This window comes from Methanolacinia petrolearia DSM 11571, assembly GCF_000147875.1.
Lineage (GTDB): Archaea > Halobacteriota > Methanomicrobia > Methanomicrobiales > Methanomicrobiaceae > Methanolacinia > Methanolacinia petrolearia.
Map to the genome: position 1 here is coordinate 1,518,869 of NC_014507.1, position 15,907 is coordinate 1,534,775.

Genomic DNA, 15,907 nt, shown 5'->3' on the forward strand with positions numbered 1-15,907 from the left:
TACGGCTTACTAAACAGGCTTTAATTTTTATGAGAATTTATTAATACATAGATTAGTGAAAAAAAAAGATTTTTACCTATTTTGATCTAGGAGTAATACAAAGTATTGGAAGTAAGAGTATCTAAATATGCAGTACCTCCAGGAGCATGACCCCAATGGGTTGATACAACTTTATAATACCCCGTCGAAGGTAAAAATTTGTACTTGGAAATCTCTACATAACTTGTTGCACTTCCACTTTTAGATTCTTTATCATCTTCTTCCCATGAATTTTCATCATCGCTATAAAACAATTGGGCAGCAACATTTATATCTTGAAATATAGCTGTAGTCTCTGTATAAGCAAGCCAGTCTAATCCCAAAAGTGCGGGAGTTACTCCATTGTGGTTATGTACTGCATACTCTATTCGACTTCCTAAAGATTCCCTTATTTCGATTATACTGGAATCTTTCCCGACATCTTGGGAAAGATCAGGAACTACAACTTTCATTGAATAAAACTGATATTTCTGTTCTTCAGTCAGGTTATAAAAATTGCCTGGGTCAACAATTTCTAAATATTCTCCTGCGCTTATTTCGGTTCCGCCCTTTTCGTTAAAAAGGGTGCTGATACTTGTTTTCTCTGCACTTCCTGGCATAATAACTATATTAACCAGTAAAAAAACCGTGAGTAAAAACATCGTTAATGCTTTAGATTTCTTCATTTTTTCACCATTTTCTAAATTTTTTTACCGGCAGCAAACTTTAATCTGCTTTAACGCTGAAATAGGTTATGCCGGTATTTCTAGTCGGCAAATGAAGGATCAGGCAACAGGGTTTGACGTCGAAATCTAAGCCCTGCAAGCCGATCCTTTATTTACCTTTGGTTTGATTTTTTTAAAAGGGATTTTAGCGGAGTTGCACTCCTCATCCACCCCCAGTTAAAAATTAGGTGTTAAATCTTTAATAATGATTTTCACCATACTCTTGAACAATCATCAAAAAAGTCGAAAAAATTGTTTTATTGAACGGCGATTCTTTTACCTAGGATTTCGCGGGACAGGCATTTGAGAATTTGCCAGGAAAATTCACGCGATTATCACAGATCTTTTCCCCTGCGCTGTTGAGATCCGAAAAAATGTCCCGAATTTTCTCTAATTCGGTCTCCCGGAGATAATAGCAAATCCTCATGATGGAGAGCCCATCACACAGGAATGATGAAACTCACGGGGACTTTTACAGCAAAAAATAATTTACTAGATTTTCAGGAGAGGGGGACGATTCCCCCTCCCTGTGACCCTCCCCCTCGTCGCGATAGGTCGCACCCGGGACGGACGAGCGTCCCTCCCGCTCCGGTAAACTTCATTTTTGTTTTCTCCCGGTTTATCTCAGAAAAGTAATTCCCCAGCCGAGGCAACCGAAGGGCTGTCGCCCTTTCGATACCTAAGGCGACCTTCGGTCACCAGTTCATTTCATGAAATTTTTTCCCGAGAGGGTTGCGTCCAGGCCGGGTTATCACGATTGCGAAAGTTCGCGTAGCGAACTGAGCCAGGGCTGCCCCGAAGGGGCTTATGCCCCCTCAAACGAATCCAGATTATACCCTCTAAAAACCCATTTATTTATCCGGGTACTGGATCGGGATGTTGTCCGGCTGATCGAAGTCGTAATGCTTCTTAAGGAACTCCCGGATCTTATTCGATTCGAGCCATCTCTTGTCCAGCCGGTTTACAAGTTTGTCTATCGTATCGATCTGGGCAAGTATCTCCTTTGAATAGGCAAAGTCTTCAAGGAGGACGTATCCTTTTATTACCTGGAGAGGATTTCTTATTTCATCGTTCAGTATCGCAAGATCTTCGAAGTTCCTGTTGATCTGTTCGAGAGAAACTTTCTGTTCTTTTTTCAGCTTCACAAGATCCGTTATATCCGAATATATCGCGGCAAACGTCCCTCTCTTGGGGCTATAGATATATATGCTGTGATATTGGTTCAATGCGGGATTATAATCCACAAAGCTGTCGTCTCCACCGTTGAGTGCAATATTACCGAATCTCTCAATAATGGTTTTCCTACCCCCGGGAAAATATTCAAGATATCTTTTTCCGATGATCTCCGAAGATTTTATCCCGGTCATCTTCTCGAATGCAGGATTTACCCTGAGATATCTGAAATCAGAAGGATTGCCGTTTCCATCGGTGATAACCTCGTGATAAGCGAATGCATTCGTCATAGTTGTGAAGAGCTCCAGGTACTGCCTTTCACTTTCCTTAAGCGCGTCTTCGGTCTTCTTCCTCTCCGTGATATCAAGGATTGATTCGACGGCACCCTTAACCTTTCCTGAGCTGTTGAAGACAGGATAGCCCGAGATCTCGACCCACCTCCCGCTCGACTTCTGCTTCTCCTCGGTAATGGAGGTCCCGGTTTTTATCACTTTTTTTATTGTGCATTCGTCGCAAAAATCCTCTCCCAAGCCCCAGAAAGAATAGCATTTTTTTCCTATCAGGTCTTCGAGTTTTTTACCGGGGGTTGCGGCGGGCTTGTCGTTTATCCACCTTACCGAAAGGTCGGTATCGTAATAGATGACGTTTTCGTGAACGGCATTTATTATCGCGGTTTTCTCATTCTCGTAATCCGCCAAAACGGCATCGTCTTTCTTCTCTTCCGGAACCGGGCGGGAGCAGATACCGATTACCGACATGCCATTATAGCTGATGAATCCGGCTTCCGATTGGACATCGTAAAAAGTATTATCGGCTCTTTTGTGCCTCGAATCGTAGATTAATGTGCCAGTTGAATCTTTCAGCCCGGATCTCAGGTCATCAAAAGAAAGGGAGCCTTCTTTGGCCTCTTCTATTTCGCCCAGATTTTTTCCGGGAAGATCTCCAGGTTTGTATCCAAGCTTTGAGCAGGCCGTATTATTGGCAAATAATATTTTACCGGTATCATTGACCCAGTATAACTCACCGGGGCAGTCAAGAAGCGATGAACATACAAGGCCGGGCAGATCTGATTCGGCCCCCGGGTATTTTTCTTTTATAAATTCTAGAACCGGATCAAATAGCTCCCGGTATTCGCCATTATGTTCTTTATCGTATTTTCCGGGATAGGGTTCTGACATTTTTTCCCATTAAGACTGTACAACGATATATATTATATGAACTGACAGTCCCGCCTGTCTGGAATTCGGCCATATATAATATTCCTGATCACAAATCCGAAAGTTGTAGTCTAAACGCAATGACCTGAATGAAATCGGTCAGATCAACTCTTTTTCACGAATTACTTTTTCAACCGCCCCGAGCCCGCCGTCAAGATATACAGCGCCGGCGAGAGCTTCGCATAACTCCGCCATGACCCTTCCCGATGTCCAGATGTGACTGGCTTCTTCGCCCTTTCCCCAGTGCACGTACCTGAAAAGCTCGATACTCTCCGCGGCCTTTCGGAGGCGGGTCATGTTTACGATATCCGATTTTGCAACAGAGAGCTCGCCTTTGCTGTACAGTCCGGATTTCATTAGGGATTCCAGGACGATCACGTCTATCACTGCATCTCCCAGCGTCGCAAGGGCATCCATATGGAATCCTTCGGGAAGGTCGTTTTCAAGCGAATATGCAAGCCTGGTCAGTGCACGTGTAAGGAGTTCGTGGTTTTTGAACCTGTAGCCGATGATCTCCTCGAGTTCATCGGGAGGACGGGCAAGGCCGTTGTTTTTTACAGGCTTTGCGTTCCCGGCGGTCATATTATCCCCAGTGTCCGGAGCCTGTCCATAGCTGCACATAATTCCTCTTTCCTGAAAGATTCCAGATCTCCTCTTATTCCGGGCGAGATTATGTCAATACCAAAATCCCGGATATCGTCTTCAACAAGCCCGGCGATTTCTGAAAGATCTCTCATGCCGTCCATGTATTTAAGCGAATAATTTATTGCATACCCTATTGCTCTCAGCTGGCTTCTTCCCGAAACCTGTTCGATCGCCGTCATATCGATTCTTTCATAACCGAACTCGATCTTGCCTGCCTCCTTTACAGATATCTTTACAGGTCTTTTTCCTTTTGCAGGGTTAATACTTTTTTTGTCGGGAATTCTCGATATGTACGGATCAAAGATGCCGCCTTCCGCAAAGGATCTCCCGGCCTGATTCCCTGCTGCGATTTTTTTTGCCCTCTCGGTGACATCGAAGGCGCTGTACTCTTTCATGCAGACGACAATGTCGGCCACGTCGATATAATCCCCGCACCCGCCGGCAATTATTATAGAAGAGATCCCGCATTTTTCGTACAGGTCGCGGACTTTGTCGATGAAAGGGGTGATCGGCTCGTTCTCTTTCGAGATCAGCTCCTGCATCCTCTTGTCGCGTATCATGAAATTGGTCGCGGATGTGTCTTCATCGATTAAAAGCGCCTTTGCCCCGGCTTCGACAGATTCGATGATATTTGCAGCCTGTGATGTACTCCCGCTTGCATTGTCGGTTGAAAAATGCTCCGTGCTTCCGCCGAAAGGCAGGTTTTTGATGAACGGGGAGATATCAACCGATTCGATCCTTCTTCCGTCCTCGGACCTGATCTTCACCGCATCCTGGTTTGTTATGACGAACTCCCTCCCGTCGCCCGGGATGTGGGCATATATGCCTCTCTCTATTGCTTTAAGCAGGGTGGACTTGCCGTGATAGCCTCCTCCGGTTATGAGCGTCACGCCTTTTGGAATTCCCATACCGGAGATCTCCCCGGAATTCGGCGTTTGAAAGGTTACCCTGAGGCTTTCCGGACTTCTGAAGGAGACGGCTTTTTCAAAAGAAAGAGGTCTCTCATCGATTCCGCTTGTTCTCGGGAGATAGGAACCGTCTGCGACGAATGCAATGAGTCCGGCGTCATCGAGTTTCGACCGGATATATTCAGAGTCTTCATAATGCCTGATATGACCCCTGAGCGCCTCTTCATCCAGGTTTTCATAATAGAGCGAAGCGAATACCGCCGCCGGAATTATTTCGAAAAGCATCTTTGATGCGGCGGATGAATCTATCCTCCTCCCCCTGGCCGGAAGGCCGATGAAAAATCTGACTTCAATAGAATCGGAAGTTTTTACAACGGAAGATCGCCGCAGTATCTCCTGGCCGGGAGGCTCGATCTCTATCAGCCCGCTCTTCCCACTGCCCTTTCTTCCCCCTGAATGCTTCTTCAGGTTTTCTTCAAACACTCTTGCGATAAAATCCTCGAATGCGGTTTTCCTCTCGACACTATTAGACAGAGATTCGTAAAATCCTGAAATTTTATCGGGTATCCTTACCCGGATCCTGCTGGGGGAAGCGAAAGGATCGCCCTGTATGTGATCCATTATTAGCTGGAAATCTCCGAAATTATGAGGGCCTTTGATGTCCCTGTACGCGGGATATCCCCTGTTATCTATCTTTTGAAGGATGCTTCTCAGTCCGGGGCAGTCAGACATTGTAAAAAATATGATACAAGGTGGCTTATCATTTTTTGATAAAATTTACTTTCAGGGAGGGGAGTTTATTGAAGGGCATAAACTCTTCCGTCAATAAAAAATTAGGATAGATAAAAGGGCATAAGCCCCTTCGGGGCAGCCCAGGCGCTAAGTTTGCTCCGCAAAATTGCGCAATCACGATAACCCGGCCTGGACGCTACCATCTCGGGAAAAAATTTCATGAAATGAACTGGTGACCGAAGGTCGCCTTAGGTATCGAAAGGGCGAAGCCCTTCGGTTGCCTCGGCCGGGGGAAGAACAAGGGCCGAGATTACGATAAAAATCTACCACAATTTTGAATTGAATAAAATTCTTCACGGAACGGGAGGGATGCTCGACCATCCCGACCGCGACCTATCGCCATGAGGGGGAGGGTCACAGGGAGGGGGAATCTTCCCCCTCCCTTCAAAAGACCTGAAAATAAATTATCCGTACCCGGTTATCTCATATTTTATCTCGGTGGACTTTTCCACGCACTCTGCCCCGTGTTCGATCATCTCGGCAATTCTCTTCTCGATAATATTCGGGTATACCGCCCCGACCATCTCCTGAACGGGCCGCCCTCCGCAGAAAAATTTGAATGTCGGGGTCGCCATAACCCCGAATTTTTCACTGAGCCAGATTGCATCACTGATATTCAGCAGGCCGAATCTCATCTTTTCATGATATTTTCCGGCATATTCCTCAAAATAAGGCATTATTGTCCTGCAGTGAGGGCATTTTTCGCTGTAAAACATCACGATTACAGGTTTTTCGGTCTTTTCGACGAAATTTTCCCAGTTGAGATCGTTTAACTCCATTGTTACAGGTGAAGACATCCGTTATCACTCCGTGCAAAAGTCGATATCAGAGATAACTTAGTCTCCCGGTAAAAAATATTTTCCATACCTGCAAAAATGGAATTTTTTTCATTCCTGCAAAAATGGAATTTTTTTAAACCTGCAAGATTAAAATAATTGACTTTTCTCTGTTTCATGCGGGTAAATAATTTTGAGATATTAAACATCTTCACGTACGTTCAGATATTGCATACACGGCACTGCTGTATTGCTTACAGATCATACTCAGGCAACCCCCGCACCGGCGGCTAATCCGCCGGACGGCCCCTACCCAGGGGCCTTGCCTTAAGATAGCCATCCCAAGGCACGCTCGGGGGATACTCGCCTGTCCCCCGAGCGGTCTATCACCATAGAGAGGCCCCGAGATCGGGGCCGATCCGTCAGCCTGCGAAGCGGCTGGCGGCGAGAGGTGCCAAAGATGCGCCAAATTACTTGGAGAGGCTATAATATCTACAATTAAGACAGACGGACGTAAAACCCGGGATGAAAAATGAAAAGGGAGTTCAGAGATTCTTAAGAGCTACGATATCGGTAACTCCCGTCAACTTCCAGATATTCGATCTCTCCTCCGTCGCGATAGACTCGATCGGGTCCGAAGGAGCATGACCAAGTGCGGCAAGAATATTTGGAGAAAGTTTGTTCTTCACGATCATATCGACAAACATCTCCCGGACCTGCTTCTTGGTTATGGAGTCCTCCTCCTGGACAAGGTATCCCTGCATGGTCACAAAGTCATAACACGAAAGATCGGACGAATATCTCTCGACCTCCACGCAGACATAAGGATTCAGCCTGTAAAGATCGTTCTTTCTCCCGTATTTTGTAGACAGGAAATACAGAAATTTTCCGTCAAAAACATAGAGGAACGGGGCCATATACGGATATTTTTCCCCCTGAAAAGCTATCCGGCATATATACCCCTCCTCAATCAGTCTGTTATACTCTTCCTTTTCCATATGAGGTATTTTGACAACTTCCATTCTTATTACCCCTGCAACAACAATGAAGTGTCAGTACAATGAGAAATAAATATTTGCATTGGTCTTTTTATAAAATCTTTTTTATCCAGATCCCTGCCTGAAAATAAATTACAGAACAGCAAAACGGCATCATCGATTGCAAATGAAATAATCCGTTCAGGGAATTGCAAATAAAACAATGCGTCTTCCTGTCGGAATAAAATACTGAAAGGACGACAGGCCATGAGATTCCAAAACCGCCGGAGAGATCAGATGGGGGGCACCACCATGTGAGAACGAAAATATTCCTTTGTTGTATGAATAATTTTTATTAACTCATCACTTTCCGGCAGCAGTCATCACATAAACCCGTCATAACTTATTATAAGTTATATGAGATATAACGGTTTCCCTGCACCGGCCCACACGAACAAATTTCGTACACTCCTGTCGATATACAGTCAGGTACAGATGCCTCCCGGGAAATTTTAAAACTCCGTCCTCCTCCATAAAAATTACACCGGGAAAAAGGTGATATTAACCGGGATCAATTCTTATATGGACGAAGATTCCGGGAACAATTATGAATGAAATCTATGTAATCGGGCACAGGAATCCCGATACCGATTCGATATGCAGCGTCATAGCATATGCCGAATTATTGAATTCAAAGGGAAACGGAACCTATATCCCTGCAAGATGCGGGCCCGTGACCGAGGAGACCGGTTATGCGCTCGATTATTTCGGGATTGAAGAACCGCGCTACATCGAAAGTGTAGAGGCATCAATATCCGACCTTCCGCAGATCTACTCGATCAGCGCCGAAGAGAGTGTTCCTACGATAGACATCGTTAAAATAATGGACGAGAACAATGTCCGCAACGTCCCGATAACAGACTCCGAAGGCTTTCTCAAAGGACTCATCAGCGAGTACGGTCTCGCCCAGGCCTATGTCCGGCGCGATAAGATCGAACAGCTCTCGATAACCCCGATCAAGCTGGACACTCTCAAGAGAATACTTCACGCGGAAATTCTCGTTCCCTCCTGCGACCTTCTCGAAGGACGTGTCTATATCGCGATCGACGCCCTCCACGTGACATTATCAAAACTGACCAAAAACGATGTCGCGATCGTCGGCGACAACGAACCGGCACAGCTCGCACTGATAGCCGCAGGAATTGCCGCGCTCATCCTCGCAGACGGAGCACCGGCCGGCGAACGTGTACGGAAAGCCGCAGAGGCAAAAGGAGTCGCCGTTCTTTCAACGAAACTCGACGCATTCGGTGTCGGAAAGATGATCAACCTCTCTCTTCCGGCCAGCCAGATAATGGCCACCGACGTCCCGACCGTATCGATGGAGGATTCGACGGATTACGCCAAGCAGCTGGTCTCGAATTCGAGATACAGGACGGCCTGCGTAACCGGCAAAGACGGAAAATACCAGGGGATGATCTCGCGGAACACATTCCTCGACGATATATCGAAGAACGTGATCCTGCTCGACCACAACGAATTCGGACAGGCGGTCGAGGGAATCGAGAAGGCCGAGATCCTCGAGATCATCGACCACCACAGGATCGGGACGATATCGACATTAAAACCCATATGCTTCATAAACGAACCCGTAGGCTCGACATGCACGATCATCGCCTCAAGATACCTCAGGAGCAAAACAGAGATCAGCCGCGGGATCGCCGGGATACTTCTATCGGGAATCCTGTCGGATACGATGGTCCTCCGCCTTTCGACAACCACCGACAGGGACAGGGAGATCGTGGACCGGCTCTCGAAAATTGCGGGGGTCGATCCGATCGAATACGGCACGGAACTGATAAAGAGAGGCATGAATCTTGAGGGTGAGGATCTTGAAACTCTTCTCATGAGAGATACGAAAAGTTACGAACTCTATGGGAAGAAGATAATCATCTCCCAGATCATGGTTCCGACATTCGAGTTCTCGCATGAAAATTCGCAGGAGATAATCAGCACTTCAAAAAAGATCAAAAAGTCCTCGGGAGTAGATATCTTCGCCGTCCTCCTGACAAGCGTCTTTGAAAATTCAAGCGAACTCTACCTTGTGGCAGACGAGATCGTTCTCTCGAATACGGGTGCGGAAAAACAGCCGCTCCTCCTTGAAGGGATGATGTCGAGGAAGAACGATTTCATCCCATGGTTCGGCCATATTCTGAAGAACCTGTAGACAATCATAATTTTATAACTTTTTTCACCGCAGAAAACTCGGAAACGGTCGAATCTAATTGTTAATCCGGCAGCATACTATGGTACCCCGAATTTATTTGCTATGAAAATTTGAGTCCGGGTTCTTTGCTGTCTCATATCTTTCTCCGGCAACCCCGGCACCGGCGGCCAAGCCGCCGGACGGCCCCTGCCCAGGGGCCTTGCCCTAGGATAGTTCTCTCATTGCACGCCCGGGGACCGGCAAGAGTCTCCCGGGCTGTTGAATTTAGTTTTTTTTATGAAACAGTGCATGAAAACTTTGTTTCAGGAACGTTTTAACACATCCCGTTCCGTACACGCCATGAATCTACCGCGTCTCTCCGCTCGGGGTACACTCGCCTGTCCCCTGAGCGGTCTATCACCATAGAGAGGCCCCGAGGCCGGGGCCGATCCGCGGGCTGTCTCCGGCGGCCCGCGGCGGGGGGTTATCAAAAATGTGATCGAGAGATATCTGTTCCGGGCCGCCGATTAATCTATCTTAGCATATATAGCTGATGCCAAATTTTTCGGGACACCTCAGGTAAACAAAAATTGATTTAACTAAAATTAATAGTTAGATTTTTAACAGTTGCATATCAAACCATTGCTGATGAAAAACAACTTCCGCTTATGCATAATTGCCGGACTGATATTGATCATAGCAATATTATGCATCTTTTTTTCTTTGCGGCCTGATACCGGCCCTTTGGAAAATAATACGACAGCAGAAAAAATCGTAATCACGGACGCTCCCGGCAGGGTGATTACACTTGATGAGCCCGCCCAAAGAATTGCGTGTACCCATTATTCCGTATCCGAAGCAATCCAGCTCGCCGGAGCATGGGACAAGGTAGTTGCAAGAGACGGATACTTATCGAATGAGAAATTTTATCCCGGTGTCGAAGACCTGCCTGTTATCTGCCCTGCCAGGAATCCGATGGATATCAATTACGAGGAGATCATCGCGATCCATCCGGATGTTTTAATTCTGCCGAACTTCAGCTGGCTCGGAGATACCGACGAGATAATCGGCAAGCTTGAACCTGATGTGCACGTTGTCTTCGTCGATACATTAAACCCGGATACATTCTGCGACACTATCGAGACTATCGGAAAGATCGCCGGGACGGAGGACGAAGCCGGGGAATATATCGAATTTTACAGGAGCATCTATGATCCTGTCGTGAGCATTACATCCGACATTTCGAAAGAAGATCGTCCTAATGTCTTCTTCAAGGCTTTTTCAGATGAAATTGACGAGATCAAGACGTACGGCAGTGAATTCCCCGGGGGAAATGAGCTCTTCAATGCCGCAGGCGTCAGGAATGTCGCGGAAGATCTGCCGATAAATTGTGCGGATGTTGACGAAGAATGGCTTTTGGAGCAGGACATCGATGCCATTGCAGCCATATGCTGGGACAAAAAATATCCCGAGACGTTCGGGTATAATGTTTCGGACCCTTCCGCCGCGAGAATTCAGGCAGAAGAGATCAAAGACGAGATCGGTGAACTGGACGTCTTTTCAAATTCGAAGGCGGTTGAAGACGACGAGATCTATCTCCTGAACAATGAGATGACCTCCACTCCCAGGTATATTATTACGATAGCATACATGGCGAAATGGTTCCATCCCGACCTTTTCGAAGACCTCGACCCGAAGGCGCTCCACCAGGAATACCTGGACCGGTTCATACCCGGCGACTACAACCTATCGGAATGCGGACTGATGGTCTATCCCGATTAAATGGTGAATAAAATGAAAGAATTACCTGAAATCAAAGAATCACTTACAGGGATCTACGATATATCCCTGTCGCCGGTAAGGGCAAACGCTCTTGCGGCAGGTGCCGAACTCAGAATATTCGATCACCTGAACAGCCCGGTGACAGCGAAAAAAATTGCGGAAGAATGCAACTATTGTGCAGAAACGACCGAAGAATTCCTGAACGTACTTGTGGCATGCGGTCTGCTCGAAAAGAAGAACAGCGAGTATCTCAACCGCCCGGACACAAGGCAGTTCCTCGTATCCGACAGCCCCACTTATTACGGCAAAATTCTGCTGCGTGAATACCACCGAATCTCGATGACCCCGGCGGAGATTATTGAAACCGTTAAAGGCGGTCCGGCCGGCCCGAAGGAAGAGGACGATATGGGCCTTGAGGAATTCTGGTCGGACTACGCCCGCTCGATTGCCAACTGGGAGCGTTCGGGTTCTGCGCAAAAACTCGGTGAGATAATTTCAAAACTCCCTCAATTCGACTCCTTCGAACATATGCTCGATCTCGGAGGCGGGCCGGGACTGATGGGAATAGCGGTTCTGCAACATCACCCGTCAATGACCGGGGTCGTATTCGATCAGCCTGCCGTTGCGAAAGTAGCCGGAGAATTCATCAGCTATTACGGGCTGGACGCGAGAATGACAGTTATGGGAGGCAATTACCTGCAGGACTCTTTTGGAACCGGCTACGATCTGATCCTCTGCAGTTGTACGCTGAACTTCGCTCTCGGGTGCATGGACGAGATGGTCCAAAAGATATATTATGCCCTGAATCCGGGCGGAGTATTCGCAAGCCTCCACGACGGGATCTTCAACGAAGGAACGGCCCCGGAATTTCACATTCTGAATATGATGTCAAGTGCATTTTCAGGATTCAACTGGGGGATCAAAAAAGGTCTTATCGCCGAATCGATGAAGAAAGCAGGGTTTGAAGAAGTAACCTCCGAATCGATCGATCTCGATGTCGGACCGTTCGATCTCGACATAGCTGTAAAGGGATCATAAAAGGCTCATAATATCCCAATTTAGGAATTTTAGTTAAAACCAAAAATGGTTGACCATGGTTAAAATGGTTAATCATGGTTAAAATCCTCGGGATATCGCTTATACCGACCGAACAGCTAATAAAAAAGGATGTTTCAAAAACCAGGAATATTCATAGCCATCTTTTTGGTTGTCGTTGCAATGACTGCAGCTATACTGTTGTTGACTACAGGTGAAGAAGAGAACGAAGCACTTCAGGCGGAAGACAGGATCACGATCACCGATGCATACGGGAGAGAGGTTACACTCGACGGCCCGGCCGAAAGAGTTGCATACTCGCATCACTCTCTAAGCGACTCGCTCAGGCTGATCGGGGCCTGGGACCAGGTCGTGGGGAGAGACGCGAATATAGACGACGAACACCTCTTCCCCGGCTTCGAGGATATTCCTGAAATATCCCAGAAAATGAATGCCATGGATCTCAACTATGAGGAGATCGTTGAAATTCATCCCGACGTCCTGATCCTCCCGAAATTCGACTGGTATACAGGGGCCGACGATATAATTCAGACACTCGAACCCGACATTCCGGTCGTCTTCCTTAACACTCTCGATCCGAGTCCGGAGATCTTCAACGAAACGATCCAGAAGCTCGGATTAATTACAGGAAATGAAGAGAGAGCAGACGAGTACCTGGAATTTTATAACGGCGTCTACGATACGATCGTATCGAAAACCTCGCTTGTCGATCCTGAAGATCGTCCGCGTGTATTCTTCAGGGGAATCGGAAAAACATCTGCCGACCAGATTGTAACATACGGGAAAGACATGGAATGGTTCCAAAATTTTCTCGATGCGGCAGGTGCGGAGAATGTGGCAAAAGATCTGCCAATATCTTACGGCGATGTCGATCGCGAGTGGCTGCTCGAACAGGATATCGACGTGATCGTTGTCAAATGCTGGGAAGAACGTTATCCCGGTGTTTTCGGTTATTCTGCAACAGACCGCGGGGAAGCTATTGCAGGTGCCGAAGAGATTCGCAACGCGATCATGGAGATGGATGTCTTTTCAAATACCGATGCGGTCAGAAACGGCGACGTGTACCTTTTTGATGATTCGATGGACGCCACGCAGCGGAATATCGTCGGACTGGCCTATCTTGCAAAATGGCTTTATCCCGAAGAGTTCAGCGACCTCGACCCCGAAGCAGTTCACCAGGAATATATCAGCCGTTTCATGGAGGCGGACTATAATCTCTCACAATCGGGACTGTTTGCATACCCGGCGGAGGCTGTGGTATAGAGAATGAAAAAGACGGAGAATACTGGAGAATAACGGAGATTTACCTAATGGAAACAAATTTGAAAGGAAACGACGGCGGTTTTGACATATGCGAAGGCTATCACAGCTACAGGAGTAGAAAAACATTATTCATCATCGGACTTGTGGCTGCCATAATAATATGCATAGGAATAGCTGCATCCAGCGGTTCTGCCGATGTGGCGCTGGCGGATGCATATAACTCAATTCTCGGAAAGATATTCCCCGAAAGTTTCGAGAGTTCATGGACGGCGGAGATCTGCCTGTGGAAACTCCGCTTCCCGAGAATATTCATGGCGCTTTTTACCGGAATTGCACTCGGCGTTGCAGGCTGTGCAATGCAGGCGACACTGAAGAACCCGCTTGCCGATCCCTATATGCTCGGCGTGGCCTCGGCCGCAGGACTCGGGGCGACTATCGCGATCGTCTTCGGGGCGGGAATTCTTGCAGGGACATACGCTATTATCGGAAACGCATTTCTGTTTTCACTTATCGCCGCAGGAATTATTATCCTGATCGGCGAGAAGAAGGACGGTTCCGCGGAGGCGATGATCCTCACGGGAATAGCACTGATGTTCTTCTTCCAGGCGGTCACCACGTTTATCGCGTACTTCGCGGATTCGGAAGCGGTAAAGAGCGCTATGTTCTGGATGGTGGGAGATCTCGGTAAAGTCTCATGGGGCGATTTCTATTTCGTAATTCCCATCGTAGCAGTTGTCGTTCCCGTAATCGTATGGAAATCATGGGACCTGAATATTCTCGGCGGGGGCGACGAGAGTGCAACAAGTCTCGGGATAAACGTCAAGCATTTCAGGATCATGATCGTCGCCCTGTCCTCTCTCCTTGTGGCAGGAGTCGTAAGTTTTGTAGGTGCGATCGGCTTCATCGGCCTGGTTTCGCCCCATATCTGCCGGCTTATAATCGGAGGCGACAACAGGTTTCTGATACCGGCCTCGGGTCTTATGGGAGCGGTCTTCCTGATTATCGCCGATACTATTGCACGGACTGCCCTCTCGCCGGTAATTATTCCGGTCGGCGTAATCACCGCCTTTCTGGGGGTTCCGTTCTTTGTCTACCTGATATTGTTCGGGAGGGCGAAATGCTGAAGCTGAAGATTGAAAACCTCTCGCTTTCGTATGGGACGGAAAAGGTCCTGAAGAACATTTCGATGGAATTCGAAGAACCGGGAATAGTGGGCATCATCGGCCCCAATGGGGCGGGTAAGAGTACACTCCTCCGGTGCATCAACAATATACTTAAACCGCAGGCAGGAAGAGTGCTAATCGACGACAAGGATATCAGCAGGATGGAAGCAACGGAGATCGCGGGAAAGCTCGGGTACGTCCCGCAGGAATTTCCGGTGTCGTTCCTTTCGACTGTCTTCGATACCGTTCTGACCGGTCGCCGCCCGTACACCTCGTGGAGAATCGGACAGAAAGATCTGAAGATTGCAGCGGATGTCATAAAAATGCTGGATCTCGAAGATATCGCACTCAGGAATATATCCGAACTGTCGGGGGGCCAGCAGCAGCGGGTAATGATCGCGAGGGCATTAGCACAGCAGACCGGGATTCTGCTACTTGACGAACCCACATCGAAACTGGATATCAGGCACCAGCTTGAGGTTATGGATATCATCAAAAAACTCTCGGCGGAAAAACAACTTCTCTCCATAATCGTCATGCACGACCTGAACCTGGCGTCGAGGTACACCGATAAAATCCTGATGCTGAAGTCGGGGCGGATTGCATATTCGGGAAGCCCGGCAGATGTCCTTACACGGGAAAATATCGGAGACGTCTACGGAGTCGATGCAAAAATAATTATTGAAGACGACCTGCCCCATGTAATTCCCGTCCAGCCGATCTGATTTTTACCAGACTTTTCTTCCGTTTTTACAATTTCTTGCCATCCGGCACAAATTATTTTTAAATTAACTGTCGGCCTCACCTCCTTTTCGGGCATCTTTCTATAATCTAAATTTTTTAGGCACTTGTTTTTACAAACCTAAAACCAACATAAGTACAATAGTTTGTTAACCAACCGTTGTAAAAACAACTATTGACGAACTGCATATGATGAGACCAGCAATACCGGTCAAAGGAGAAAAAATGCTCAAGAAATTCATAGAACTGAAATACGGAGAAGAAGGGATTATCACGGATATCACCGGATTTGCGGCTGAGTTAAATGACATCGGAATCTACAAAGGCAAAACGATCCGGATGCTTTCAGTACTGCCGATCAGGAAGAACGTCATCGTGGCGATAATGGGACAAAGGATCATTCTGTCTCCGGAAATGGCCTCGGATATCCTTGTAGAACCGGCTATGGAGACGGAATTTGCGAGGTGA

13 protein-coding genes are annotated in these 15,907 nt (G+C 47.3%); 7 read left to right on the top strand and 6 right to left on the bottom strand.

Going from position 1 to position 15,907, the window contains the following annotated elements; translation table 11 throughout:
* Nucleotides 1–86 precede the first annotated feature (86 nt).
* The 6 genes from MPET_RS07580 to MPET_RS07605 form a co-directional block, all read right to left on the bottom strand.
* Nucleotides 87–704 carry a hypothetical protein gene (locus MPET_RS07580; RefSeq protein WP_013329429.1) on the bottom strand — a complete coding sequence of 206 codons (618 nt, stop codon included), beginning with the start codon at nt 702–704 and terminating at the stop codon, nt 87–89.
* 890 nt (nt 705–1,594) lie between these two features.
* Complete coding sequence (locus MPET_RS07585) at nt 1,595–3,094, bottom strand: PAS domain-containing protein (protein ID WP_013329430.1); 1,500 nt, start codon at nt 3,092–3,094, stop codon at nt 1,595–1,597.
* A gap of 138 nt (nt 3,095–3,232) precedes the next feature.
* Nucleotides 3,233–3,715, bottom strand: a complete 483-nt coding sequence (locus MPET_RS07590) for a ribonuclease III domain-containing protein (RefSeq protein ID WP_048130773.1) — start codon at nt 3,713–3,715, stop codon at nt 3,233–3,235.
* A complete protein-coding gene (locus MPET_RS07595; RefSeq protein ID WP_013329432.1) occupies nt 3,712–5,418 on the bottom strand; it encodes an ABC-ATPase domain-containing protein in 1,707 nt (568 codons plus the stop codon). Before MPET_RS07595 ends, MPET_RS07590 begins: the two co-directional genes overlap by 4 nt.
* A gap of 464 nt (nt 5,419–5,882) precedes the next feature.
* Nucleotides 5,883–6,275 carry a thioredoxin family protein gene (locus tag MPET_RS07600; RefSeq protein WP_013329433.1) on the bottom strand — a complete coding sequence of 131 codons (393 nt, stop codon included), beginning with the start codon at nt 6,273–6,275 and terminating at the stop codon, nt 5,883–5,885.
* A gap of 524 nt (nt 6,276–6,799) precedes the next feature.
* Nucleotides 6,800–7,276, bottom strand: a complete 477-nt coding sequence (locus tag MPET_RS07605) for a pyridoxamine 5'-phosphate oxidase family protein (RefSeq protein ID WP_013329434.1) — start codon at nt 7,274–7,276, stop codon at nt 6,800–6,802.
* A 562-nt stretch (nt 7,277–7,838) separates the two neighbouring features.
* Here MPET_RS07605 and MPET_RS07610 point away from each other — a divergent pair.
* The 7 genes from MPET_RS07610 to MPET_RS07640 all read left to right on the top strand — a co-directional run bounded on the left by MPET_RS07610 (nt 7,839) and on the right by MPET_RS07640 (nt 15,907).
* Nucleotides 7,839–9,455 (top strand): putative manganese-dependent inorganic diphosphatase, encoded by a 1,617-nt coding sequence (locus tag MPET_RS07610; RefSeq protein WP_013329435.1) that lies wholly within the window; start codon nt 7,839–7,841, stop codon nt 9,453–9,455.
* Nucleotides 9,456–10,178: 723 nt separating this feature from the next.
* A complete protein-coding gene (locus MPET_RS07615; RefSeq protein WP_225353796.1) occupies nt 10,179–11,216 on the top strand; it encodes an ABC transporter substrate-binding protein in 1,038 nt (345 codons plus the stop codon).
* Nucleotides 11,217–11,228: 12 nt separating this feature from the next.
* The gene (locus tag MPET_RS07620) at nt 11,229–12,254 is read left to right on the top strand and encodes a methyltransferase (RefSeq protein WP_048131055.1); all 1,026 of its coding nucleotides are present in this window, start codon (nt 11,229–11,231) and stop codon (nt 12,252–12,254) included.
* Between the two features lie 129 nt (nt 12,255–12,383).
* Entirely contained in the window at nt 12,384–13,535 is a 1,152-nt protein-coding gene (locus MPET_RS07625) for an ABC transporter substrate-binding protein (RefSeq protein WP_013329438.1), read from the top strand.
* 47 nt (nt 13,536–13,582) lie between these two features.
* Nucleotides 13,583–14,659: a FecCD family ABC transporter permease gene (locus tag MPET_RS07630; RefSeq protein ID WP_013329439.1), complete on the top strand. Its 1,077-nt coding sequence runs from the start codon at nt 13,583–13,585 to the stop codon at nt 14,657–14,659.
* Nucleotides 14,653–15,423 carry an ABC transporter ATP-binding protein gene (locus tag MPET_RS07635; RefSeq protein ID WP_013329440.1) on the top strand — a complete coding sequence of 257 codons (771 nt, stop codon included), beginning with the start codon at nt 14,653–14,655 and terminating at the stop codon, nt 15,421–15,423. Before MPET_RS07630 ends, MPET_RS07635 begins: the two co-directional genes overlap by 7 nt.
* Before the next feature lie 241 nt (nt 15,424–15,664).
* Nucleotides 15,665–15,907 carry a FeoA family protein gene (locus MPET_RS07640; RefSeq protein WP_013329441.1) on the top strand — a complete coding sequence of 81 codons (243 nt, stop codon included), beginning with the start codon at nt 15,665–15,667 and terminating at the stop codon, nt 15,905–15,907.